The 22,330-nt window shown below is 71.5% G+C and carries 24 protein-coding genes; 20 read left to right on the top strand and 4 right to left on the bottom strand.

Going from position 1 to position 22,330, the window contains the following annotated elements; translation table 11 throughout:
• Positions 1 to 33 precede the first annotated feature (33 nt).
• Genes ACFFQA_RS14620 through ACFFQA_RS14635 form a run of 4 tightly spaced genes read right to left on the bottom strand, consistent with a single transcriptional unit; the run spans position 34 to position 2,869 of the window.
• On the bottom strand, positions 34 to 762 hold the full coding sequence (locus ACFFQA_RS14620) for a maleylpyruvate isomerase family mycothiol-dependent enzyme (RefSeq protein ID WP_377852472.1): 729 nt from the start codon (positions 760 to 762) through the stop codon (positions 34 to 36).
• A gap of 27 nt (positions 763 to 789) precedes the next feature.
• Positions 790 to 1,518, bottom strand: a complete 729-nt coding sequence (locus ACFFQA_RS14625) for a maleylpyruvate isomerase family mycothiol-dependent enzyme (protein WP_377852474.1) — start codon at positions 1,516 to 1,518, stop codon at positions 790 to 792.
• A gap of 9 nt (positions 1,519 to 1,527) precedes the next feature.
• Complete coding sequence (locus ACFFQA_RS14630) at positions 1,528 to 2,355, bottom strand: class I SAM-dependent methyltransferase (protein ID WP_377852476.1); 828 nt, start codon at positions 2,353 to 2,355, stop codon at positions 1,528 to 1,530.
• A 10-nt stretch (positions 2,356 to 2,365) separates the two neighbouring features.
• Positions 2,366 to 2,869 (bottom strand): DUF2505 domain-containing protein, encoded by a 504-nt coding sequence (locus tag ACFFQA_RS14635; RefSeq protein WP_377852478.1) that lies wholly within the window; start codon positions 2,867 to 2,869, stop codon positions 2,366 to 2,368.
• A 26-nt stretch (positions 2,870 to 2,895) separates the two neighbouring features.
• Here ACFFQA_RS14635 and ACFFQA_RS14640 point away from each other — a divergent pair, with 26 nt between their 5' ends.
• The 20 genes from ACFFQA_RS14640 (at position 2,896) to ACFFQA_RS14735 (ending at position 22,142) form a co-directional block, all read left to right on the top strand.
• Entirely contained in the window at positions 2,896 to 3,978 is a 1,083-nt protein-coding gene (locus tag ACFFQA_RS14640) for a UDP-N-acetylmuramate dehydrogenase (RefSeq protein WP_377852480.1), read from the top strand.
• 139 nt (positions 3,979 to 4,117) lie between these two features.
• A complete protein-coding gene (locus ACFFQA_RS14645) occupies positions 4,118 to 5,119 on the top strand; it encodes a chymotrypsin family serine protease (protein WP_377852482.1) in 1,002 nt (333 codons plus the stop codon).
• 173 nt (positions 5,120 to 5,292) lie between these two features.
• Positions 5,293 to 6,429 carry a L,D-transpeptidase gene (locus tag ACFFQA_RS14650; protein WP_377852484.1) on the top strand — a complete coding sequence of 379 codons (1,137 nt, stop codon included), beginning with the start codon at positions 5,293 to 5,295 and terminating at the stop codon, positions 6,427 to 6,429.
• A gap of 61 nt (positions 6,430 to 6,490) precedes the next feature.
• Positions 6,491 to 7,324, top strand: coding sequence for an alpha/beta fold hydrolase (locus ACFFQA_RS14655; RefSeq protein ID WP_377852486.1), 834 nt, complete (start codon positions 6,491 to 6,493; stop codon positions 7,322 to 7,324).
• A 23-nt stretch (positions 7,325 to 7,347) separates the two neighbouring features.
• On the top strand, positions 7,348 to 8,568 hold the full coding sequence (gene mshA, locus ACFFQA_RS14660; RefSeq protein WP_377852642.1) for a D-inositol-3-phosphate glycosyltransferase: 1,221 nt from the start codon (positions 7,348 to 7,350) through the stop codon (positions 8,566 to 8,568).
• Positions 8,550 to 9,038: a type III secretion system chaperone family protein gene (locus ACFFQA_RS14665; protein ID WP_377852487.1), complete on the top strand. Its 489-nt coding sequence runs from the start codon at positions 8,550 to 8,552 to the stop codon at positions 9,036 to 9,038. Before mshA ends, ACFFQA_RS14665 begins: the two co-directional genes overlap by 19 nt.
• Before the next feature lie 83 nt (positions 9,039 to 9,121).
• The gene (locus ACFFQA_RS14670) at positions 9,122 to 10,057 is read left to right on the top strand and encodes a DUF4349 domain-containing protein (protein ID WP_377852488.1); all 936 of its coding nucleotides are present in this window, start codon (positions 9,122 to 9,124) and stop codon (positions 10,055 to 10,057) included.
• Between the two features lie 373 nt (positions 10,058 to 10,430).
• Positions 10,431 to 11,996: an AMP-binding protein gene (locus ACFFQA_RS14675; protein ID WP_377852489.1), complete on the top strand. Its 1,566-nt coding sequence runs from the start codon at positions 10,431 to 10,433 to the stop codon at positions 11,994 to 11,996.
• 284 nt (positions 11,997 to 12,280) lie between these two features.
• On the top strand, positions 12,281 to 12,877 hold the full coding sequence (locus ACFFQA_RS14680) for a TetR/AcrR family transcriptional regulator (protein ID WP_377852490.1): 597 nt from the start codon (positions 12,281 to 12,283) through the stop codon (positions 12,875 to 12,877).
• A 31-nt stretch (positions 12,878 to 12,908) separates the two neighbouring features.
• On the top strand, positions 12,909 to 13,652 hold the full coding sequence (locus ACFFQA_RS14685; protein WP_377852492.1) for a phosphoglyceromutase: 744 nt from the start codon (positions 12,909 to 12,911) through the stop codon (positions 13,650 to 13,652).
• A 119-nt stretch (positions 13,653 to 13,771) separates the two neighbouring features.
• Positions 13,772 to 14,968, top strand: coding sequence for a sensor histidine kinase (locus ACFFQA_RS14690; RefSeq protein WP_377852494.1), 1,197 nt, complete (start codon positions 13,772 to 13,774; stop codon positions 14,966 to 14,968).
• Positions 14,965 to 15,654: a response regulator gene (locus ACFFQA_RS14695; protein WP_377852495.1), complete on the top strand. Its 690-nt coding sequence runs from the start codon at positions 14,965 to 14,967 to the stop codon at positions 15,652 to 15,654. Before ACFFQA_RS14690 ends, ACFFQA_RS14695 begins: the two co-directional genes overlap by 4 nt.
• A 104-nt stretch (positions 15,655 to 15,758) precedes the next feature.
• Positions 15,759 to 16,793, top strand: a complete 1,035-nt coding sequence (locus ACFFQA_RS14700; protein WP_377852496.1) for a Ppx/GppA phosphatase family protein — start codon at positions 15,759 to 15,761, stop codon at positions 16,791 to 16,793.
• Complete coding sequence (locus ACFFQA_RS14705) at positions 16,790 to 18,052, top strand: Rv0497 family membrane protein (protein ID WP_377852497.1); 1,263 nt, start codon at positions 16,790 to 16,792, stop codon at positions 18,050 to 18,052. Before ACFFQA_RS14700 ends, ACFFQA_RS14705 begins: the two co-directional genes overlap by 4 nt.
• On the top strand, positions 18,049 to 18,861 hold the full coding sequence (locus ACFFQA_RS14710) for a sugar phosphate isomerase/epimerase family protein (protein WP_377852498.1): 813 nt from the start codon (positions 18,049 to 18,051) through the stop codon (positions 18,859 to 18,861). The genes ACFFQA_RS14705 and ACFFQA_RS14710 overlap by 4 nt, the downstream gene beginning before the upstream one ends.
• A gap of 71 nt (positions 18,862 to 18,932) precedes the next feature.
• Entirely contained in the window at positions 18,933 to 19,853 is a 921-nt protein-coding gene (locus tag ACFFQA_RS14715; RefSeq protein WP_377852499.1) for a proline dehydrogenase family protein, read from the top strand.
• Between the two features lie 2 nt (positions 19,854 to 19,855).
• On the top strand, positions 19,856 to 20,680 hold the full coding sequence (locus tag ACFFQA_RS14720; RefSeq protein ID WP_377852500.1) for a thioesterase family protein: 825 nt from the start codon (positions 19,856 to 19,858) through the stop codon (positions 20,678 to 20,680).
• A gap of 87 nt (positions 20,681 to 20,767) precedes the next feature.
• On the top strand, positions 20,768 to 21,586 hold the full coding sequence (gene proC, locus ACFFQA_RS14725) for a pyrroline-5-carboxylate reductase (protein WP_377852501.1): 819 nt from the start codon (positions 20,768 to 20,770) through the stop codon (positions 21,584 to 21,586).
• Positions 21,587 to 21,697: 111 nt separating this feature from the next.
• Positions 21,698 to 21,913 (top strand): helix-turn-helix domain-containing protein, encoded by a 216-nt coding sequence (locus tag ACFFQA_RS14730; protein ID WP_377852502.1) that lies wholly within the window; start codon positions 21,698 to 21,700, stop codon positions 21,911 to 21,913.
• Between the two features lie 127 nt (positions 21,914 to 22,040).
• Positions 22,041 to 22,142, top strand: coding sequence for a 30S ribosomal protein bS22 (locus ACFFQA_RS14735; protein WP_076993459.1), 102 nt, complete (start codon positions 22,041 to 22,043; stop codon positions 22,140 to 22,142).
• The last annotated feature ends 188 nt before the right edge of the window (positions 22,143 to 22,330 follow it).

Genomic DNA, 22,330 nt, shown 5'->3' on the forward strand with positions numbered 1-22,330 from the left:
CCGGAAACACCCCGTGCCGCCTTCGTCGGCGCGCTAGATGGTGGGGAGGGCGGCGAAGAGGGACTGGTCGCCGGTGCGGATCGCCGTGCTCGGGCGGTTCCAGATCGCGCGGTAGACCGCGTCCGCCGTTCCCGCAAGCGTCGCGTCCGTGTTGATCGCCGAGTCCTGCAACGGCGTCACCTCGGCGGGTTTCCCCGCTCGCAGCACGATGGTCCAGGCGCGGCCCGCGTCCGCCGCGTGGAAGAGGATCGTCCCGGAGGCGTGGGTGTCGCGGAGCGCCACCAACGGGGTCCAGCCCAGGGCCTCGTCGATGCCGTCCGCCGCGAACTCCGGGGCGAAGGTCAACCGGGACTCCACGCCCAGCGCCAGTTCCGCGTCCAGCCGGTGGATCGCGGTCTCGTGCGCCATGCGGCGGCTCCAGAAGTGCGCCCGCTGTGGCAGGTCCGGCAGGAACGTCCACACCTCGGCGTCCGGGCCCGCCGCGCGAAGTCGTTGCGCCAGCAGGGAAGTCTGTTCCTGCCAGTAGCTGAGCAACCGCTCCCAGCCCGTCGGCACCTCGGGGAACTCGGCCCGGTCCGTCGCCGGTCCCGCCTCGATGATCGACCGCACCCAGCCGTGCGCGCGGGCCACGTGCGCGACCAGGTCGCCGACGGTCCACTCCGGGCAGGTCGGCACCGCGGCGTCCGGTCCCGCCTTGACCGCCGCGTCCCGCAGTGCTGCCGAGTGTTCGATGATCTGTGCGACGAGGTCGGCGTGCTCCATGCCCGACACCCTATGCGCGCCAAGCGTTCAGAGGCGGGGGAGACTTTCCACAAGCTCATGTGAACCGGTGGTCACGGCGGTGCTCGGGCGCCCCCAGACCGCGCGGTAGACCGCGTCCGCCGTGCCCGCCACCACCGCGTCGGTGTGCATCGCCGCGTCCGGTGCCGACGTCACCTCGGGATTCTGGCCGGGGCGCACGGTCATGGTCCACGCCCGGCCCGCGTCGGCGGCGTGGAACAGGATCGTGCCGCCCGTGGTCACCGCGCTGGAGTCACCGATCGCCCGCAGACCCAGCCGCTCGTCGATGCCGTCCGCCGCGAACTCCGGGGCGAAGGTCAGCCGGGACTCCACGCCCAGCGCCAGTTCCGCGTCCAGCCGGTGGATCGCGGTCTCGTGCGCCATTCTGCGGGCCCACGCCCGCACGGTGCGCTCCGCCGCCCCGGGGAACATCCAGGTCGGTGCGAGCGGGTCCAGGTCCGTGAAGCGGCGGACCATCGTGCTGAGCGCGGTGTCCCACCACTCCAGCAGCTCGTCCCACCGCTGCGGTGCCCGCGGGAAGTCCGGGCGCACCGTGATGTCTTCCGCCACAAGGATTTCGCCGACCCGGGCGTGCACCCTCGCGATGTGGCGCACGAGGTCGAGCACCGTCCAGCCCGGGCACGACGGGACCTCGGCGTCCGGCCCCGCTTCCACTGCCGCGCCTCGCATCGCCGCCGCCTGCACCAGGATGTGATCCACGAACTCGGCATGCTCCATGTCCCGACACTAGGACTCCGGAGCGACCGCCGACCAGTCGACGGTGACCTCGCCGAGGCGCCAGCGGCGGTGGTTGTCGCGCACCGGCCAGCCGCGTTCGGCGAACATCCGGACCGCCTCCGCCCACCTCGCGCGGGGGCCGAACGGCACGAACGGCGCGGCGTTCGCCCAGCAACCGTCCAAATCGGACAGCAGCTCGTGCACGCGCTCACCGGGGATGTTGCGGTGGATCAACGACTTCGGCAGCCGTTCGGCCAGCTCCGACGGCGCCTCGATGTCCGAGGGCAGGCAGGAGAAGGTCATCGTCAGCGGGCCCGAGGCGTCCAGGGTGACCCAGCAGCAGCGCCTGCCGATCTCGTCGCACGTGCCCTCCACCAGCAGCCCGCCCGGGGCGAGGCCGTCGAGGATCGTGCGCCAGGCCTGCTCCGCGTCGGCCTCGGTGTACTGGCGCAGCACGTTGAACGCGCGCACCAGCACCGGATGCCGCCCTGCCAGCTCGAAGCCACCCCTGCGGAACTCCAGCAGCGGGGGCTCGGCCGCGGCGACGCCCGCCGCGACGCGCTCGGCGTCGATCTCCAGGCCGAGCATCCGCAGGTCGGGGCGGACCGGGCGCAGCCGCTGGGCCATCTCCACCGTGGTCACCGGCGACGAGCCGTAGCCGAGGTCGATGACCAGCGGGTCCGCCGCGCGCCGCAGGACCTCGGTCACCAGCGGGTTCGCCGCCATCCAGCGGTCGACCCTGCGCAGCCGGTTGGGGTTGGTCGTGCCCCGGGTCGGCAGGCCGAGCGCACGGGCTCGGCCCGCCGCGAACCTGGGCTTGCGGCGCGCCTGGTTCACGAGTTCCCGCTCACGAGATCTCGCGCAGCCAGCTCAGCGTGAAGGTGTTCTCCGCGTCCAGCAGCCTGCCGATCTGCTCGACGATCGCCTTCTCCACCTTGCCGCCGACGAACGGCAGCGAGACCCGCACCTCCAGCGCGCTCAGCAGCTCCGCGCCCATCGCGCTCGGCCGCAGCTGCAGCGAGCAGTTGATCGACGCCGGCGCCCCTGGCACCGAGGCCACCACGGTGCCGACCGCGCCCTCGCCCGCCTGGCGCCAGCGCTCGGTGCGCTCGATCACCAGGTCGCCGTTGATCAGCGAGCGCACGAAGGACGGCAGCTTGTCCGAGGGGACGCCCTGCTTGAGCACCGCCTTGCTCTCACCGCCCACGGTGGTCTCGTGCGAGACGAGTTCCGCCTTGGCGCCGCCGACCGCGGCGAGCCTGGCCCGCAGGTACTCGGCGTCGGTGAGCGCCGCGAGCAGCGCGGGCGCGGGGAAGGGGAACTCGTGTGAGGTCTCGGTGCTGGTGGCCACGGCGCGTCAGGCTACCGTTGACGGTCGTGACCACACCGCCGTCCGCCACCGAACCCGTCGTGCTCGCCGACCACACGACGCTGCGCCTTGGCGGCCCAGCGGCCCGGTTCGTCAACGCCACCACCGCGGCCGAGCTGGTCGAGGTCGTCACCGCCGCCGACTCCGCGCGGGAACCGCTGCTCGTGCTGGGGGGCGGGTCCAACCTGGTGATCTCCGACGCGGGCTTCGACGGCACCGTGGTCCGGGTCGGCACCTCCGGCCGCCGCATCGACCGCCTCAGCGACGGCCGCGTGCAGCTGACCGTCGAGGCCGGCGAGGACTGGGACGAGGTGGTCGCGCACACCGTCGCCAACGACCTCGGCGGGCTGGAGTGCCTCTCCGGCATCCCCGGCCTCGTCGGCGCTACCCCGGTGCAGAACGTCGGCGCGTACGGCGTGGAGATCACCGACGTGCTGGTGTCGGTGGACCTGCTCGACCGGGAGAGCGGCCAGGTGCGGATGGTGCCCGCCGCCGAGCTCGGGCTGGCGTACCGGACCAGCGTGCTCAAGGGCAAGGACAACGCCGTCGTGCTGCGCGCGCGGTTCGCCCTGACCGACGGCGGGCGCTCGGCGCCCATCGCCTACGCCGAGCTGGCGCGGACGCTCGGCGTCGAGGTCGGTGACCGCGCGCCGGTCGGCGAGGTGCGCAAGGTCGTGCTGGAACTCAGGCGCGGCAAGGGAATGGTGCTCGACGCGGTCGACAACGACACGTGGAGCGCCGGCTCCTTCTTCACCAACCCGATCCTCGCCGAGGACGAGCTGCCCGCGGTGCTGGACCGGGTCGCGGCCAGGGTCGGCGCGGACGTGGCGATGCCGCGCTACCCGGCGACCGAGGGGCACCTGAAGCTCTCCGCCGCGTGGCTGATCGAGCGCGCCGGGTTCGGCAAGGGGCACAGCGCGCGGGACGGCCGGGTCTCCTTGTCCACCAAGCACACCCTCGCGTTGACCAACCGGGGCTCGGCGAGCACCGCTGACCTGCTGGCGCTCGCCGCCGAGGTGCGCGACGGCGTTCGGGCGGCCTTCGGCGTCCGGTTGCACCCGGAGCCGGTGTTGATCGGCTGCGAACTGTAGGCCTCGCAGCGCGTTGATCACTGCTCCTATGGCAAATACCTACGCGGCCGAGGGCCGTTCGGGTGACGTCGTGTGACGATTGTCTTACTGCGCGTGTTTCATGGGATGTGCGGATGCCGGCTCTGACGAGGAGGGCATCATGGCGGGCAATTCCCGGGCCTGGCGCAGGGACGAGATCCGGCCGGTGAAGCGGCGGGTCGAAGACGACTTTCTCGATCTCCCAGGAGTCGTCGGCGTCGACATCATCGAGAAGCGCGTCGCGGGGCTTCCGACCGGCCGGTTGTCGATCGCGGTGTCGGTGCTGGACAAGCGGCCCGCCGACCGCTTGCCCGCGTGGCAACTGCTGCCGAGGGAGGTCGAGGGCGTCCCGGTGGACGTGGTGCGCGACACCGTGGTGATCCACACCGCGCTGATGCGCGCCGACTCCGCCCCGGAGCCGCCGCCGGAGGCGTACTCGACGCTGGTCGGCGGGATCAGCGTGGGACCGTGCAGGCCGATCCGGCTCGGCCCGCCGCAGGCGCCGGAGTACGGCGAGTACGTCACGGTGGGCACCCTCGGCGTCCTGGTCACCGATCGGCTGGGCAGCGGGGAGGTGCTCGGGCTGACCAGTTTCCACGTCGCGTGCGTCGACGACGGCTGGACCATCGGCGACCAGATGACCCATCCGTCCAGAGTGGACGGTGGAAGGTGTGCGGAGGACGTGTGCGGCAGCCTCGCCCGCGGGGCGCTGTCGTCCAGAGTGGACGGTGCGCTGATCGGGCTGGCGCCCGGTCGTCCCTATGCGCCCGCCATCGTCGGCATCGGCCGGGTCTGCGGGCACACCCCGGCCCGTGTCGGCGCCCCCGTCCGCAAGCGCGGCCGCTCGACCGGGCTGACCGCGGGGCTGGTGGTGTCGGTGGACGCCACGGTGCAGCTGGACTACGGCAACGGGCTCGGCGTGCGCCGGATGCGCGACCAGGTCCGGGTCGAGGTGGCCGGGGGCCGCTTCGGCGACCGGGGTGACTCCGGGGCCGCCGTCGTCGACCAGTCCGGTCGCGTTGTGGGCCTCTACTTCGCGGGGAACCAGTGCGGAACGGTGGGCTACGCCAACCCCATCGACCGCGTCCTCACCGAGTTGGTCGTCGACGTTTTCACCGGTTGAGGCGATCTTGGGTCATCCGGGGTGACGACCGTCACACCCGATTCGGCGCACCCTCCGCTTCACCTCGAACGTCTTGGGAGCGGTGCACGATCGTGCGCATGGGCAGGTGGAGGTCGATGGTCGTGGATGTACGGGACCGGCGGAGACAGGGCAGAGCTCGGCGCGTTGTCGGGATGACGGGCATCGCGGTGGCTGCGGTTCTCTCGTTGGTCGCGTGCACCGGCGGTGGCGGGGAGCAGGCCAAGCAGCAGCAGGAGGAGGTGCCCCCGGTCGCCAAGGTCGCGATGGACCCGGCCGACGGCGCCAAGGACGTCAGCCCGGCCACCCCGGTCAAGGTCACCGTCACCCAGGGCACGCTGACCGAGGTCACGCTGTCCAACGCCGACGGCAAGCCGGTCAAGGGCGAGCTGGCCGCGGACAAGCTGAGCTGGTCGAGCACGGAGAAGCTGGCCTTCGACAAGACCTACACGTGGTCCAGCAAGGCCACCGGCACCGACAACAAGCAGGTCGAGGCCAAGGGCGGCTTCACCACGCTGAAGCCGGCCAAGCAGATCCGGGCGACGGTCAACCCGACCGACAACGCCGTTGTCGGCATCGCCATGCCGATCAAGGTCGAGTTCGACGCGAAGGTCAAGGACAAGGCCGCCGCCGAGAAGGCGCTGACCGTGGAGAGCACGCCCAAGGTCGAGGGCGCGTGGGCCTGGCTCAACGACCGCGAGGTGCACTTCCGGCCGAAGGAGTACTGGCCGGCCAATACCAAGGTCAAGGTGCGCGCGGAGCTCTACGGGATCAACTACGGCGACGGCAACTACGGCCGGGCCGACCTGTCCACGCAGTTCAGCGTCGGCCGGGCGCAGATCGTGAAGGCGTACACGCCGTCGCACAAGCTCGTGGTCGAGCGGGACGGTCAGACCGTGGCGACCTACAACGCCAGCTACGGCAAGGACAACGACGCCAACCTGAACACGCCCAACGGCACCTACATCGTGATGCAGAAGAACGCCGTCGAGCGGATGGACAACCCGAAGTACGGCTACACCAACGTCATGAAGAAGTGGGCCGTCCGGATCTCCAACCACGGCGAGTTCATCCACGAGAACAACGACAACGCGTCCAACATCGGCCGCGCCAACACCTCGCACGGCTGCGCCAACCTGATGGAAGCCGACGCGAAGAAGTTCTTCGACAGCGCCCTGATCGGCGACCCGGTCGAGGTCACCGGCTCCAAGGGCTCCATCGCCCCGCAGTACGACGTCTACGACTGGCAGCTCTCGTGGTCCCAGTGGACGGCCAAGTCCGCCCTGCGCTGACACTGTGAGTTCGGAAACTCCGCGGTCGCGGCGCCGGGGAGTTTCCGGGTTCACTGGCACGGTGCGACTCTCGGAGTTGAGTGGTGCCGACGGGGTTCGGCTCGCCGTCGTGGAGGCCGGGCCCCAGGAGGCTCCGCCGGTGATCCTGCTGCACGGGTGGGCGCAGTCGGCCCGCTCCTGGGCGGCTCAGCTCGCCGATGAGCGGTTGACCTCGGAGTTCCGCCTCATCGCCGCCGACCTGCGTGGGCACGGCGGCTCCGAAGCCCCCGTCGGGGGATACGACCGACCGGCCACCTGGGCGGGCGACGTCGCCGCCCTGCTGGCGCACGCGGGCAGGCCCCCGGTGCTCGTTGGCTGGTCCTACGGCGGCCTGGTGATCGCCGACTACCTGCGGGAACACGGCTCCGGCGCGCTCGCGGGCATCGCGCTCGTCGGCGCGATCACGGAGATCGGCCGCCATCGCGAGGGCGGCAGAACCGCCGCCGTCATGCGCGCCGCGCTGCCCGCCGCCCTGGACACCGATCCGGCCGTCGCGGTGCCCGCGTTGCACGCGTTCATCGACGGCATGGCCGCTCGACCACTGCCCGGTGAGCTCGCGCAGGCCGCGCTCGGCGCCGCGCTGAGCACTCCGCCCGCTGTCCGTGGCGCGCTGTTCCGCCGCGACGTCGGCAGCGCCGACGTGCTCGCCGCTCTCACTGTTCCGGCGCTGGTCGTCCACGGCCTTGACGACCAGGTCGTCGACCCGGCAGCGGGCCGTTATGCCGCCGACCTCATCCCCGGCGCCGCGACCAGCTGGTATCCCGGGTGCGGCCACCTGCCCTTCGTGGAGCACGCCGACCGTTTCAACGCCGAGCTGGCCGAGTTCGTCGAGCGTTGTTGTGGGGAGGGACCGTGACCAGGCGGATCGCGGTGCTCGCGATGCACACCTCGCCGCTGGAGCAGCCGGGCACCGGCGACGCGGGCGGCATGAACGTCTACGTCGCGCAGACCAGCAGGCGGCTCGCGGCCCGGGGCGTCGATGTCGAGGTGTTCACCAGGGCGAACGCCACGGGTCTGCCGCCGTCGGTGGAGATGGTCCCCGGGGTGACCGTGCGGCACGTGGCCGCAGGGCCGCCTGAGCTGGACAAGAACGACCTGCCCGCCCACGTCCCGGAGTTCACCGCCGGGGTGATCGCGGCTGGACGCGGTGGCTACGACGTCGTGCACTCGCACTACTGGCTGGCCGGGCAGGCCGGGATCAGGGCCAAACGCGCGTGGAAGGTGCCGCTCGTGCACACCGCGCACACGCTGGCCAAGGTCAAGAACGCCGCACTCGCCGACGGCGAGCGGCCGGAGCCGCGAGCGCGGGTGCTCGGTGAGGAGCTCCTGGCCGCCGAGGCGGACCGGCTCGTGGTCAACACCGAGGTCGAGGCGGAGGAGCTGCGCGAGCTGTACAACGCCCGCGCCGAGCAGGTCCTGACCATTCCGCCCGGGGTGGACCTCGACTGCTTCACCCCGGGCGACCGGGCAGGCGCGCGTGCCGAGCTCGGTCTGCCCGCCGACGCGCTCGTTCCCGCCTTCGTGGGCCGCATCCAGCCGCTGAAGGCCCCGGACGTGCTGCTGCGCGCCACGGCCGAGCTGGTCGCCCGCGCGCCGTCCCTGCGCGAGCGCCTGGTCACCCTCGTCGTTGGCGGCCCGTCGGGCACCGGGCTGGACCAGCCGGAGCTGTTGCAGCGGCTCGCGGCCGAGCTCGGCGTCGCCGACGTGGTCCGCTTCCTGCCGCCGCGCTCCGGCGCCGCGCTCGCCCAGGTCTACCGGGCCGCCGACGTGGTCGCGGTGCCCAGCCACAGCGAGTCCTTCGGCCTGGTCGCGCTGGAGGCGCAGGCGTGCGGCACCCCGGTCGCGGCGACCGCCGTCGGCGGGCTGCCGATCGCGGTGGCCGACGGCGTCTCCGGGCTGCTGCTGCCGGACCACCTGACCGCGCGGTGGGCGGACGCGCTCGCGAAGATCGCGCTCGATCCGGTACGGCACGCGGCCATGTCCGCCGCCGCCGTGCGGCATGCGGGACGCTTCTCCTGGGAACGCACGACGGAGGGGTTGTTGGCCGCTTACGCCGACGCCGCGCGAACGGAGGTCGGGGCATGCGCGTCGAGGAGCTGATCGAGTCCACTTTGGACGAACGCGAGCTCGCGTGGCAGAGCAAGGAGGAGGGCAAGTACTTCGTCACGCTGCCCGGGACGAAGAAGCTCCAGACGAACTGCTGGCTGATCGTGGGCCGGGAGGCGCTGCTGGTCGAGGCGTTCGTCTGCCGCCAGCCCGACGGCAACCACGAGGACGTCTACCGGTTCCTGTTGCGCCGCAACGCGAAGCTCTACGGCGTGCACTACACCCTCGACGCAGAGGGGGACATCTACCTGGTCGGACGGGTCGGACTGCACGCGGTGACCGCCGACGAGCTGGACCGGCTGCTCGGCCAGGTGCTGGAGGCGGCCGACGGCGACTTCAACAGCCTGCTGGAGATCGGGTTCGCCGACGCGATCCGGCGGGAGTGGGCCTGGCGGGTCTCGCGCGGGGAGTCCCTCGCCAACCTGAGGTCCTTCAAGCACCTGGTCGGCGACGCCGAGTCCTAATCGTGACCCCCGGCTGACGAACGCGAACGCGGCCACGCTCCGTCCTTGTGGCAAGCCGTCAACCGTCCGAGGGGGAGAACCACGTGACCCGACGTCTCGGCACCGCGCTCGGTGCCGTCCTGCTGCTGGGGTTGTTGGCCGGATGTGGTTCCGGCGCAACGAGTTCCCGCAACGCGGAGCCCGCGTTCGACATGGCGTCCCCCGCGCCGGCGGACGGCAGGCGGGGCGCAGGTGAGGGCGGCACCGGCCTCTCGCCGGAGCAGAAGGCGGCACCGGAGCGCAAGCCCGTGCAGCCCGTGCCCTCCGCCGAGCCCGTGAACTCGGTTTCCCCGCAGCGCCAACTGATCCGCACCGCCCGGTTGGAGCTGAGGGCCGCCGATGTCGCGGAGGCGGTCGGCCGCGGCAAGGAGGCGGCGACCAGGGCGGGTGGGTTCGCGGGCGCAGAGGAGGCCAGGGAGAGCCGCGCGACGCTGACCCTGCGCGTTCCCTCGGACAAGCTCGACGGGGTGCTCGACGAGCTCGGCCGCCTCGGGGAGGTCTCCCTCCGGGACGTGCGCTCCACCGACGTCACCGACCAGCTCGTGGACACGCAGAGCCGGATCGCCTCGCAGCGCGCCAGCGTGGACCGCGTCCGCGCCCTGCTGGAGCGCGCCAACACCGTCGGCGAGGTCGTGCAGGTGGAGGGCGAGCTGACCCGCCGCCAGGCCGATCTCGAAGCGCTGCAACGGCGTCTGGAGTCGATGAGCAACCAGGTCGCGATGTCCACGGTGACGCTCACCGTGACCAAGACGTCCGCGCCGTCAGCCGCCGCTGCGGACTCGGGATTCCTGGCCGGTCTGGAAAGTGGCTGGAAAGCGTTGCTGGCCTTCGGTTCCGGGCTGTTGACCGCGATCGGGGCAGTGCTGCCGTTCGCCGTCGTGATCGCGGTTCCCGTTGTGGCGCTGGTGATCTGGCTGCGCCGTCGCAGGGCCGTCGCCGCACCGGTCCCGGCAGCTGCCGCCGCCTCGGCTGAGGAGTAGGGACGGTGGAGCGGCTCGGGAGAGAGGGGGAGTCGCGAGCTCGAGCCGCTCCACGTGTGTCCCCGGCCGGATCGCAGGTGGGGGGCACCTGGAACGTCCGGGCGGGCCGCGGTTCGACGGGGGATGCGAACCGCGCGGCGCCCCACCGGATCGGGGAATGCGTGGGAGCCGACCGGCGAGGGCCCTGCCAACTTGTCAGAAGCCGACAGCCGATCACAACCCTGCTTCGTTACTCCATTCGAGTGTTATTAGGTGTGCGAAGTAACGGAGAGATATCGGGTTCCTGCAGGTGGCGGATGCCTTGACCTTGGCTTGTGAGGCCGGTCACGATGAGGCGCCGCCACCTGGGCAACCACCCGACGGAGGGACGTTCATGATCTTTCGGAGCCCGTTCCCCGATGTTGAGATCCCCGATGTGGGGCTGCCGGAGCTGCTGTTCGGCGACATCTCCGGCCGCGCGGCCAACCCCGCGCTCGTGGACGGCTCCTCCGGCCGCACGCTGAGCTACGGCGAACTCGCCGCGATGGTCGACAAGGTCGCGGCGGCGCTGGCCGCCCGTGGCGTCGCGAAGGGTGACGTGGTGGGGATCTTCAGCCCCAACACGCCCTTCTACGCCGTGGCCTTCCACGGCATCCTGCGCGCGGGCGCGGCGGCGACGACGGTCAACTCCCTCTACACCGCCGACGAGCTGGCCTCGCAGCTGCGCGACTCCGGGGCGACGAGGCTGTTCACCATCTCCGCCTTCCTCGACCGCGCGGAGGCGGCGGCCAAGGCCGAGGGCGTGCGGGTCTCCGAGATCGTCGTGATGGACGGGGCCGAGGGGCACCCGAGCCTGGCCGACCTGCTCGCCACGGATGCGGCGCCACCCGATGTGGTGATCAACGCCGAGACCGACCTGGCGGTGCTGCCGTACTCCTCCGGCACGACCGGGCGAGCCAAGGGCGTGATGCTCACGCACCGCAACCTGGTCGCGAACATCCTCCAGGTGCAGCAGCTGATCGACGTCGGCGAGCACACCAGAGTCCTCGCGATGCTGCCGTTCTTCCACATCTACGGCATGCAGGTGACCATGAACGCCGCGCTGTACGCGGGCGCGGCGGTGGTGACCATGCCCAAGTTCGAGCTGCCGGAGTTCCTGCGGGTCGTCTCCGAGCACCGCACCGACCGGGTCTACATCGCCCCGCCGGTCGCGGTCGCGCTGGCCAAGCACCCGATCGTCGACTCCTACGACCTCTCCCCGATGAAGGTGCTCTTCTCCGGGGCCGCGCCGCTGGACGAGGAGCTGGCGGCGGCGGTGCGCGCGCGGCTGGGCTGCACGATCCGCCAGGGCTACGGCATGACCGAGATGAGCCCGGTCAGCCACATGATCCCGGACGACCGCGATGACATCTCCATCGGCACGGTCGGCGTGATCATCCCGAACATGGAGTGCAAGCTCGTCGACCCCGGCACCGGCGAGGAGGTCGGCGAGGGCGTGCCAGGTGAGCTGTGGTGCAAGGGTCCCAACGTGATGGCGGGCTACCTGAACAACCGGGACGCCACCGACGCGACGCTGGACACCGATGGCTTCCTGCACACCGGCGACGTGGCGGTCATCGACGCCGATGGCGTCGTCTCGATCGTCGACAGGGTCAAGGAGCTGATCAAGTACAAGGGCTACCAGGTGCCGCCCGCCGAGCTGGAGGCGCTGCTGCTGACCCATCCGCTCATCGCGGACGCGGCCGTGATCGGCGTGCGCGACTCCGAGGGCGAGGAGGTGCCCAAGGCCTTCGTCGTGCGCCAGCAGGCCGCCGAGCTGGACGCCGCGGCGGTGATGGCCTTCGTGGCGGAGAAGGTCGCGCCGTACAAGAAGGTCCGCGTGGTGGAGTTCCTGGACGCGATCCCCAAGTCGGCCAGCGGCAAGATCCTCCGCAAGGACCTGCGCGCCCGCGAGAACTGACGTGAACCCCGTTTCGTGCTCGTAGTGGGCGAAAAACGACTCGCGAAACCCCGCTATGAGCACGAAACGGGGGGATCAGGAGCTGAACTTCACGCTCATGAGGCCGCTCGCGTTCGACTGGTGATGTTCGTTCTCCTTGGTACCGCGGGAAAACGTGTCACTCCCGGCCCACCGCGGGTGGCTGGTTCCCACGAGGTTCGAAAGCTTTCCGCGTTCGCCGTTGGCGGTTGTCCGGCTACCTGGAGTTCGATCGGGGCGGGGGGTTCGGGTTAGGTTCTCGTGCCATGTGCACGCCTGCGCCCGAGCGCCCGCACCGAGGTGGGCGGCCGCGAAACGCGGCCATCGACACCCAGGTCCTCGAGGCCGCGGTGGACCTCGTTGTCAGCAAGGGCATGGCCGGGTTCTCCATCGAGCGGCTCGCCGCGCACACCGGCATCGCCAAGACCACGATCTACCGGCGGTGGAAGTCCGGCGACGAGGTGCTGCTGGACGCGCTGTCCGCGCTGCACCTGGTGCAGGAGCGGGTGGTGGACGGGCCGCTGGAGCCGATGCTCGTCGAGCGGGTCTGGCAGATGTACCAGGGCCTGACCGGCACCAAGGCGGGCAGGCTGATCGCCGAGCTGATCCCGGACGCGCACCGCCGCCCCGAGCTGTTCGAGGTCTACTGGGAGCGGGTGGTCCGGCCGGGCCGCCTGGCGCTGGTCGAGCGGCTGCGGGCCGCTGTCGCCGACGGCGAGCTGCCCGAGGGGCTCGACCCGGAGTTCCTGGTCGAGATGCTGATCGGCCCGGTGCTCTGCGGCGCGCTGGTCCGGCCCGGCGCGCTGTCCAGGGACCAGGTGGACTTCCACGTGCACACGGTCCTCACCGGACTACATCCGTAACCCGTACGAGTGATCTGGCAGGCTTGACGACATGACAGCGACCCTGGTTCTGCTCCGCCACGGTGAGAGCGTCTGGAACGCCGAGAACCTGTTCACCGGCTGGGTGGACGTGCCGTTGTCGGAGAAGGGGGTGACCGAGGCCAAGCGCGGCGGCGAGCTGCTCCGGGAAGCCGAGCTCCTGCCCGACGTGGTGCACACCTCGCTGCTGCGGCGCGCGATCTCCACCGCCAACCTCGCGCTCGACGGCTGCGACCGGCACTGGGTCGACGTGCGCCGCGACTGGCGGCTGAACGAGCGGCACTACGGCGCGCTCCAGGGCAAGGACAAGAAGCAGACCCTGGAGGCGTACGGCGAGGAGCAGTTCATGCTCTGGCGCCGCTCCTACGACGTCCCGCCGCCGCCGATCGAGCTCGGCAGCACCTACTCGCAGGACGAGGACCCGCGCTACGCGGGTCTCGGCTCCGACCTGCCGCGCACCGAGTGCCTCAAGGACGTCGTCGCGCGCCTGCTGCCGTACTGGGAGAAGGCCGTCGTGCCCGACCTGCGCGCGGGCAGGACCGTGCTCGTCGCCGCGCACGGCAACTCGCTGCGGGCGCTGGTCAAGCACCTCGACGGCGTCTCCGACGAGGCGATCTCGAAGCTGAACATCCCGACCGGCATCCCGCTGCGCTACGACCTCGACGAGGACTTCAAGCCCACCAACCCCGGGGGCACCTACCTCGACCCCGAGGCCGCGGCCGGCGCCATTCAGGCCGTCGCGAACCAGGGTCGATGACCATTCGGTAAACGGTTCGGAACCCGTTGCTGAACAACACCTCGAACAGGTGTAGCGGGCATCACGTCTAGCCATCTGGGAGTAGTCCGGGAGGGCGTCCAGGTGCTTACGATGCGCCCGTGACCGCTTCGGGCTACATCGCCCTGCTGATCGGTGTGTTGCTGGTCGGCGCGGTAGTCGGCTTTCTCCTCGGGCGCGCCACCGACCGGCGCGCCCGAAGGAGGCCAGCCGAGCTCACCGTCGCCGATCTCGTCCAACGCGTCGTGCACTCCTCACACAATGGAGTGGCGGTTATCAACCGCTTCGGCGCAGTGGTCGTGCACAACCCGCGCTCGGTCGAGCTCGGGTTCGTCCGCGACAACCGTCCCGATCTCCGCGCGGAGAAGGCCGCGGAGCGCGCCATCGCCACCGGCGAGCCGGTCGAGGTCGACCTGGCCCCGCTCGACAACCGCACGGGCCGCCAGCCGGAGGCGGTGCTGGCCGAGGTCCGGCCGCTGGGTGACGGCTTCGCCGTCGTCGACGCCGCAGACCAGTCCGAGGCCGTCCGCCTGGAGGCCACCCGCCGCGACTTCGTCGCCAACGTCAGCCACGAGCTCAAGACGCCGGTCGGCGCGTTGGCGCTGCTGGCGGAGGCCGTGCTGGACGCCGTGGACGACCCGGTGGAGGTCCGCAGGTTCAGCGGCAAGATCCTGCGCGAGGCCACCCGGCTCGGCACCCTGGTCACCGAGCTGATCGAGCTGTCCCGGCTCACCGGGGCCGAGGCGCTGCCGGAGCTGGCCGTGCTGGAGGTCGACGACGTCGTCTCCGAGGCGCTCGGCCGCTCCCGGCTGGCCGCCGAGTCCGCCCACATCGAGATCGCCGTTGACGCGCCGAGCGGGCTGCTCGTCGACGGCGACCGCACGCTGCTGGTCACCGCGTTGACCAACCTCATCGACAACGCGATCTCCTACTCGGGCCCGGACAGCCCGGTCTCGATCAGCCGCCGGTTCGCCGACGGCGTCGTGGAGATCGCCGTCACCGACCGGGGCATCGGCATCGCCGCGGAACACCAGCAGCGCGTCTTCGAGCGCTTCTACCGGGCCGACCCGGCCCGCTCCAGGGCCACCGGTGGCACCGGCCTCGGGCTGGCCATCGTCAAGCACGTCGCCGCCAACCACGGTGGCGAGGTGCGGCTGTGGAGCAAACCGGGAACCGGCTCCACGTTCACTCTCCGCATCCCGGCACACCGGGTCCCGGAGAGCGCACCGGCCGTCGCTCCGGCGGCCTCGGACGATTCGTCACCAGTTGCAGTCGTCGAACACGGAGGAGTCTCGTGACCAGGGTGCTCATCGTCGAGGACGAGGAGTCCTTCGCCGACCCGCTCGCCTTCCTGCTGCGCAAGGAGGGCTTCGCCACCGCGGTGGCCGCGACCGGGCAGGAGGCGCTCGACGAGTTCGACCGCAACGGCGCGGACATCGTGCTGCTCGACCTGATGCTGCCCGGGATGAGCGGCACCGACGTCTGCCGCGCGCTCCGGCTGCGCTCCTCGGTGCCCGTGATCATGGTCACGGCGCGGGACAGCGAGATCGACAAGGTGGTCGGCCTGGAGCTCGGCGCCGACGACTACGTCACGAAGCCGTACTCCGCCCGCGAGCTGATCGCCCGCATCCGGGCCGTGCTGCGCAGGGGCGCCGACAACGGGCCGGACTCCGACCTGGCGCCGCAGGCGCTGGAGGCGGGTGTGGTCCGGATGGACGTGGAGCGCCACGTGGTGACCGTCTCCGGCAGGGAGATCAGCCTGCCGCTGAAGGAGTTCGACCTGCTGGAGTACCTGCTGCGCAACGTCGGCAGGGTGCTCACCAGGGGCCAGCTGATCGACCGGGTGTGGGGCGCGGACTACGTCGGCGACACCAAGACGCTCGACGTGCACGTGAAGCGGCTGCGTTCCAAGATCGAACCGGACCCGTCCGTGCCGCGGTACCTGGTCACGGTCCGTGGACTGGGCTACAAGTTCGAGTCGTAGGCTGTTGATCACGCGTCCGGGGCCGCGCGCCCCGGACGCCGCTCGCCTGCCCCCGATCGGCCCGAACGCCACCGCGGCGCGGACCGGCGGGTAACCTGATCGCCGTGCGCCTAGGGGTGCTTGACGTCGGATCGAACACCGTTCACCTGTTGGTGGTGGACGCGCATCGTGGTGCCCACCCGACGCCGATGAGGTCGGAGAAGACCGTTCTCCGGCTCGCCGAGCAGATCACCGAGGGTGACCGGCTCAGCGACTCCGGCGCCGAGCGGCTGGTGGACGCGGTCGCCGCGGCCAAGGAGTCGGCCATCGGGTTCGGCTGCGCCGAGCTGATGGCCTTCGCGACCTCCGCCGTGCGCGAGGCGAGCAACGCCGCGCAGGTGCTGGCGACGGTGCGCGAGCGCACCGGGGTGGACCTGAAGGTGCTCTCCGGCGAGGACGAGGCCCGCTACACCTTCCTCGCGGTGCGCCGCTGGTACGGCTGGTCGGCGGGCAACACGCTGGTGCTCGACATCGGCGGCGGCTCGCTGGAGATCGCCGTCGGCATCGACGAGGACCCCGACCTCGCCCTCTCCCTCCCGTTCGGCGCGGGCAGGCTGACCAGGACCCGGTTCGCCGCCGACCCGCCGACCCGGCGCGAGGTCCGGGAGCTGCGGGAACGGCTGGACGCCGAGCTCGTCCCGGTGGCGCGGCGGCTGCGCAAGATCGGCACGCCGGACCACGCCGTCGCCACCTCGAAGACCTTCCGCACCCTGGCCCGGCTCACCGGCGCGGCCCCGTCCTCGGCGGGCCCGAGGACGCGCAGGACGCTGACGGACGCCGGGCTGCGTCAGTTGATCGCTTTCATTTCCCGCATGTCGGCGGCCGACCTGGCCGAGCTGGAGGGCGTCAGCCCCAGCCGGGCCCACCAGTTGGTCGCGGGTGCGCTAGTGGCGGAGGCCGCAATGCGAGCGTTGTCGCTACCCGAGTTGGAGATCTGTCCGTGGGCGTTACGCGAGGGCGTCATCCTGAGGCGGCTGGACCAGACGGAAGAGACAGTCCAGACTGCTCCGGCAGTCGAATGCCCGAATGATCAGTTTTCGGGTCGGCAGGATCACAGTTCTGGACGGACAGGCCAGTACGGGGCACGGTGGACTCAATGAGCAAGGACAGCGAGTCGGAGCGCGACGACGGTCAGAAGACCGTTGCGGAGCTGCTCGCCCAGTACGGGGCTGACGGCCCGCCGACGGCGCGCCGCCGTCGCAGGCGTGACGACGACGAGATCAACCAGACCGCGCCGCAGACGATCATCAACCGGATCCTCACGGACTCCGGTCAGATGCGCGCGATCAGGGACGAGGGCCAGGACGGCGGCCAGCCGCCGCACCAGGGCCAGCCGCAGCAGCCGCCGAGGCCGCAGGCGGCCCCTGGACAGGGCACCGGCCGGTTCGCCGCGCCCCCGCCCCCGCCCGCGCCGCAGCGCTTCGAGCCCAGCCCGCAGGCGGGCGGTCCGCCGCACACCTCGGGCCGGTTCGCCGCGCCGCCGCAGGGCACCGGTGCCCACCCGGCGCCGCCCGGCACGGGCGCGCACCCGGTCCCGCCGCAGACCGGCCAGCACCCGGCGCCGCCGGTCACCGGCGCGCACCTTGTCCCGCAGCCGGACGCCGACGTGACCGCGCAGTACCCGGCGATCACCGGGGACTACCCGCCGCCGGGCACCTCGACCAGCCAGCGGCTGCCGCTGCCGAACCAGGCGCAGCAGACCTCGCAGGCGCTGCCGGTCCCGCCGCCCGCCGCCGCTGGCGAGCCGGTGACCGAGCAGTTCCCGCGGATCACCGACGACGCCGCGGCCACCCAGGTCGGCGCGACCCCGCCGCTGACCAGCCAGGCGCCCGCCGGGCTCGACGGGGACCACGACTGGTTCGGCAGCACCGGCCAGCAGCCGTACGCGGCGTTGCGCGGTGGCCGTCCCGCCGAGAACGACTACCCGACCAGCCAGGGCGCGGCCGTCGTCGACGACGAGGACGAGGACGAGCGCGACGAGGAGCTGGACGACGAGCGCGCGGTCGACGAGGACGCCGACGACGCCGAGCGGGCCGAGTCCGACTCCGAGGCCGATGCCGACGAGGACTACGACTACGAGGACGAGGACGAGCCCTCACCCGTCAAGGAATGGCTGGTGATGCTGGCGCAGCTCGGCGGTGGTCTGGTCGGTGGCGCCGGGCTGTGGCTCGGGTTCCAGTACCTCTGGAGCTGGATGGCCCCGGTCGCGCTGTTCCTCGCGCTCGCCGTGATCGGCGGAATGGTCTGGCTGGTCCGCAAGATCCGCAAGGCCGACGACCTGCAAACGATCGTGCTCACCGTGCTGGTGGGCCTGGTGGTCACCATCTCACCGGCGGCGCTGCTGCTGGTGAACCGTTGATCCCGGTCGGACTGTCCACGGCCGCGGTCTGGCCACAGCCGGCGGCCGCCGCGTTCGAGCTGGCCAAGGAGCTCGGCTACGACGGCGTCGAGGTGATGGTCTGGGCCGACCCGGTCAGCCAGGACGTCGCCGCGCTGCGCAGGCTCTCGGACATGCACGGTGTGCCGGTCCTCGCGGTGCACGCGCCCTGTCTGCTGATCACCCAGCGGATCTGGTCGCCCGACCCGGAGGTGCGGCTGCGCCGTGCGGTCGCGGCGGCCGCCGCGCTGGACGCGCCGACGACGGTGGTGCACCCGCCGTTCCGGTGGCAGCGCAAGTACGCAGACGCCTTCCCGGAGCTCGTCGCCGAGCTGGAGCGGGTCACCGAGGTGGCGGTCGCGGTGGAGAACATGTTCCCGCTGCGACCGCTCGGCCGTAAGCGGCAGCTGAGCCTGTCCGGCTACCGGCCGTCCTACGACCCCACCGACATCGGCTACGCGAACTACACGCTCGACCTCTCGCACACGGCGGCGGCGCACGTCGACGCGCTGGAGCTGGCGAAGCGGATGGGGCCGGGGCTCCGGCACATCCACCTCGCCGACGGCACGGGAGCGCCCACCGACGAGCACCTCGTTCCGGGGCGCGGAAACCAGCCGTGCGCGCAGCTGTGCGAGGAGCTGGCGCGCGGCGGTTTCGAGGGCCAGGTCGTGGTGGAGGTCAGCACCCGCAAGGCGGGCAGCCGCGAGCAGCGCGCCGCCGACCTCGCCGAGGCGCTGTTGTTCGCGCGGCTGCACCTCGCGCAGGAACCACCGAGGCTCGGTTCCGCGTGATCGATCTTCTCGTTGACGGGAAGTAGCGACCGCGACCGTTTTGATCTTGTCGCTGACGTACAGTTCCGCCCGTGAATCCGTTGCGCTCGTTGATCCTCGCGGCCGCAGGCAACGACGCGGTCCGGCGACTGGTGTCGACCGCGCCGGTCAGCCGCGACGTGGTGCGCCGGTTCGTGGCGGGGGAGAACACCGAGGACGCCGTCGCGGTCGCGGCGGCGCTCGCGGGGGACGGACTGGCGGTGACGCTGGACTACCTGGGCGAGCACACCACGGACCGCGAGCTGGCGGACCGCACCGTGCTGGCGTACCTGGAGCTGCTGGACCGCCTGCACGAGGCGGGCCTCGCGGCGTCGGCGGAGGTGAGCGTCAAGCTCTCCGCGGTCGGCCAGGCCTTCGACCAAGGGCTGGCGCTGGCCAACGCCTCGCGGATCTGCGCGGCGGCCGAGCAGTGCGGCACCACGGTGACGCTGGACATGGAGGACCACACCACCACCGACTCCACCCTGGGCGTGCTCGCCGAGCTGCGCAGGACCTGGCCCTCGGTGGGCGCGGTCCTCCAGGCGTACCTGCGCAGGACCCTCGGCGACTGCCGGGACCTGGCTGGCACGCGGGTGCGGCTGTGCAAGGGCGCCTACGCGGAGCCGGAGTCCGTCGCCCACACCGAGGCGGACGAGGTGGACCTGAACTACGTGCGGTGCGCGAACGTCCTGCTGGCCGGTGACGGCTACCCGATGTTCGCCACGCACGACCCCCGGCTGGTGGCGATCATCGGCGAGCGGGCGAAGTGGTATGACCGCAAACCCGGGAGCTACGAGTACCAGATGCTCTACGGGGTGCGACCCGACGAACAACGGCGCTTGGCCGAGACAGGCGAGACGATGCGGGTTTATGTGCCCTACGGCGGGCAGTGGTACGGCTACCTGATGCGGCGGCTGGCCGAGCGCCCCGCCAACACCACCTTCTTCCTGCGCTCGCTGGTCGGTACCTCATGAGGATGCGGACGGACCCGGTGCGGGTGACCCCCTTCGCGATCGCCACCACGGTGCGGCCGATGGGCGACGGCAGCTTCACCGGTGAGCTCGCCGCGGACTGGACGATCGGCGGCAAGCCGCACGGCGGCTACCTGCTGGCGCTGGTGACCAGGACGGCGCTGGCCGTGGTGGACCCGGGCGGCGTGAACGGCCTTGACCCGCTCAGCGTCAGCGCGGACTTCCTGCACACCCCCGAGCTCGGGCCGGTGCTCGTGCGCACCTCGGTCGCCAAGGCCGGGCGCACGGTCACGGTGGTGCAGGCGGAGCTCTTGCAGCGCGGCCGGACCTGCGTGCACGCGATGATCACCGTGGGCAGGCTGCCCGATGCCGCTCCCGCGTGGTCCGACCTGCCGGAGCTGCCCGCCGAGCCGCCGGCGCGGGCGATCGACGTCGGCGCCACCGACGCGGCGAAGAGCTTCCGCATGGCCAAGGCCTGCCAGGTCATGCTCGACCCGGAGGGCGCGGGCTTCCTGACCGGCAACACCGGCGACCCGCTGCGGCTGCGCCTGTGGGTGCGCCCGCGCGACTCCCAGCCGGACCCGCTGTTCGCCCTGGTCGCCGGGGACATCTCGATGCCGGTGACGTTCAACCTCGGCAGGCTCAGCTGGTCCCCGACGGTGCAGCTGACCGCCCTGCTGCGGTCCCGCCCGGCGCCGGGCTGGCTGCGATTGCAGGTGGACTCGCGCGCGGTGCTCGGCCAGTGGTTCGACGAGGACGCCACGGTGATCGACTCGGCGGGGAAGCTGGTCTGCCAGGCCCGCCAACTCGCTCTGACCAGCGCGGGCTGACCGAGGGCCGGTCCCAGAAGCCCGTGTTCGCGGTAGCTCGGCTCTCATCGGACGAGGCCTCGCGGACAGGCCCTAGGCTGGTCAGCCATGACGACCATCGCCGTGCTGGGCGCGGGAAAGATCGGCGAGGCGCTGCTGTCCGGGCTCCTCGCCTCCGGCCACCGCTGCGACGAGCTGATGTTCACCGAGCGCCATCCGGAGCGCTCCGCCGAGCTGACCCGCCGCTACGGCGTGCGCGCGGTGGAGGTCGCCGAGGCGGCCAAGCTCGCCGACGCGCTCGTGGTGGCGGTCAAGCCGCAGGACATCGAGCCGCTGCTGGACGAGCTCTCCGGCCCGCTGTCCTCGGACAAGCTCGTGGTCTCGCTCTGCGCGGGGCTGCCGACCTCGCTGTTCGAGAGCAGGCTGCCCGAGGGCACGCCGGTGGTCCGGGTCATGCCGAACACCCCGATGGTCGTCGGCGAGGCGATGAGCGCGATCTCCGCGGGCAGGCACGCCTCCAAGGAGCACATGGCGCTCGCGGAGGGCATGCTCGGCGCGGTCGGCAAGGTCGTCCGGGTGCCGGAGGCGCAGCAGGACGCGGTCACCGCGCTCTCCGGTTCCGGCCCCGCGTACTTCTTCTACCTGGTCGAGGCGATGATCGACGCGGGCATCCTGCTCGGCCTGCCCAGGGCCGTCGCGGCCGAGCTGATCATCCAGTCGGCCATCGGGTCGGCGACGATGCTGCGCGACACCGGCGAGCACCCCGTTGCCCTGCGCGAGGCCGTGACCTCGCCAGCGGGCACCACCATCATGGCCATCCGCGAACTGGAGAAGCACGGGGTGCGGGCCGCGCTGCTCGCCGCGATCGAGGCGGCGCGGGACCGCTCCGTCGAGCTCGGCAAGACCCACGAGGGAAAGTCGCACTAGTCGCTTCAGCCGCTCCTGCCCGGTTACCCTCGAAGGACGCGCGTGCGTGTGTGGATCCGCCGGAGGGGAAGCCGGCGGCGCGCCACGTGCCGATGAAGGACGCGGTGACACATGCCGACTGGCAAGGAGAAGAAGCACGACAGACTCGCTCAGGTCCAGTTTCTGACGGTCGCCGAGGTGGCCGACATCATGCGTGTCTCGAAGATGACCGTGTACCGCCTGGTCCATTCGGGTGAGCTGCCCGCGGTGCGGGTGGGTCGTTCGTTCCGGGTCCCGGAGAACGAGGTGCACGCCTACTTGGAGAACGCGTACTACTCGGCTGGATAGCTGGCGAGAGGGCCAACCGAGCGCCCAGGTACTCTGGCAAGCCGCTGCGTGCCCGAGGCCGCCGGCAGGTGTGCGTGGGCGTGCGAGAAGCTCGGAATACGCAAACGTCAACAGCGAAGGAACCCGCATGGGCTCGGTCATCAAGAAGCGTCGCAAGCGCATGTCGAAGAAGAAGCACCGCAAGCTGCTTCGCAAGACTCGCCACGCGCGTCGCAAGCAGGGCAAGTAAGCAGGACCGCCCCTGCGGTTAGCCTCGTGACGCCCGCGCCCGGACCGCTCCGGCGCGGGCGTTCGCTTGTCCCGAACCCGGTGAGCAGAAGCACAGAGTGACCGGAAACGCACTCGTCCGGACCGGTGACACGCGAAACGAACTGCTAACGAGCTGGCGAGCTCCTGCGAAGCTCCCGACGGGTAACA

Source organism: Allokutzneria oryzae (genome assembly GCF_042429765.1).
Classification (GTDB): Bacteria; Actinomycetota; Actinomycetes; order Mycobacteriales; family Pseudonocardiaceae; genus Allokutzneria; species Allokutzneria oryzae.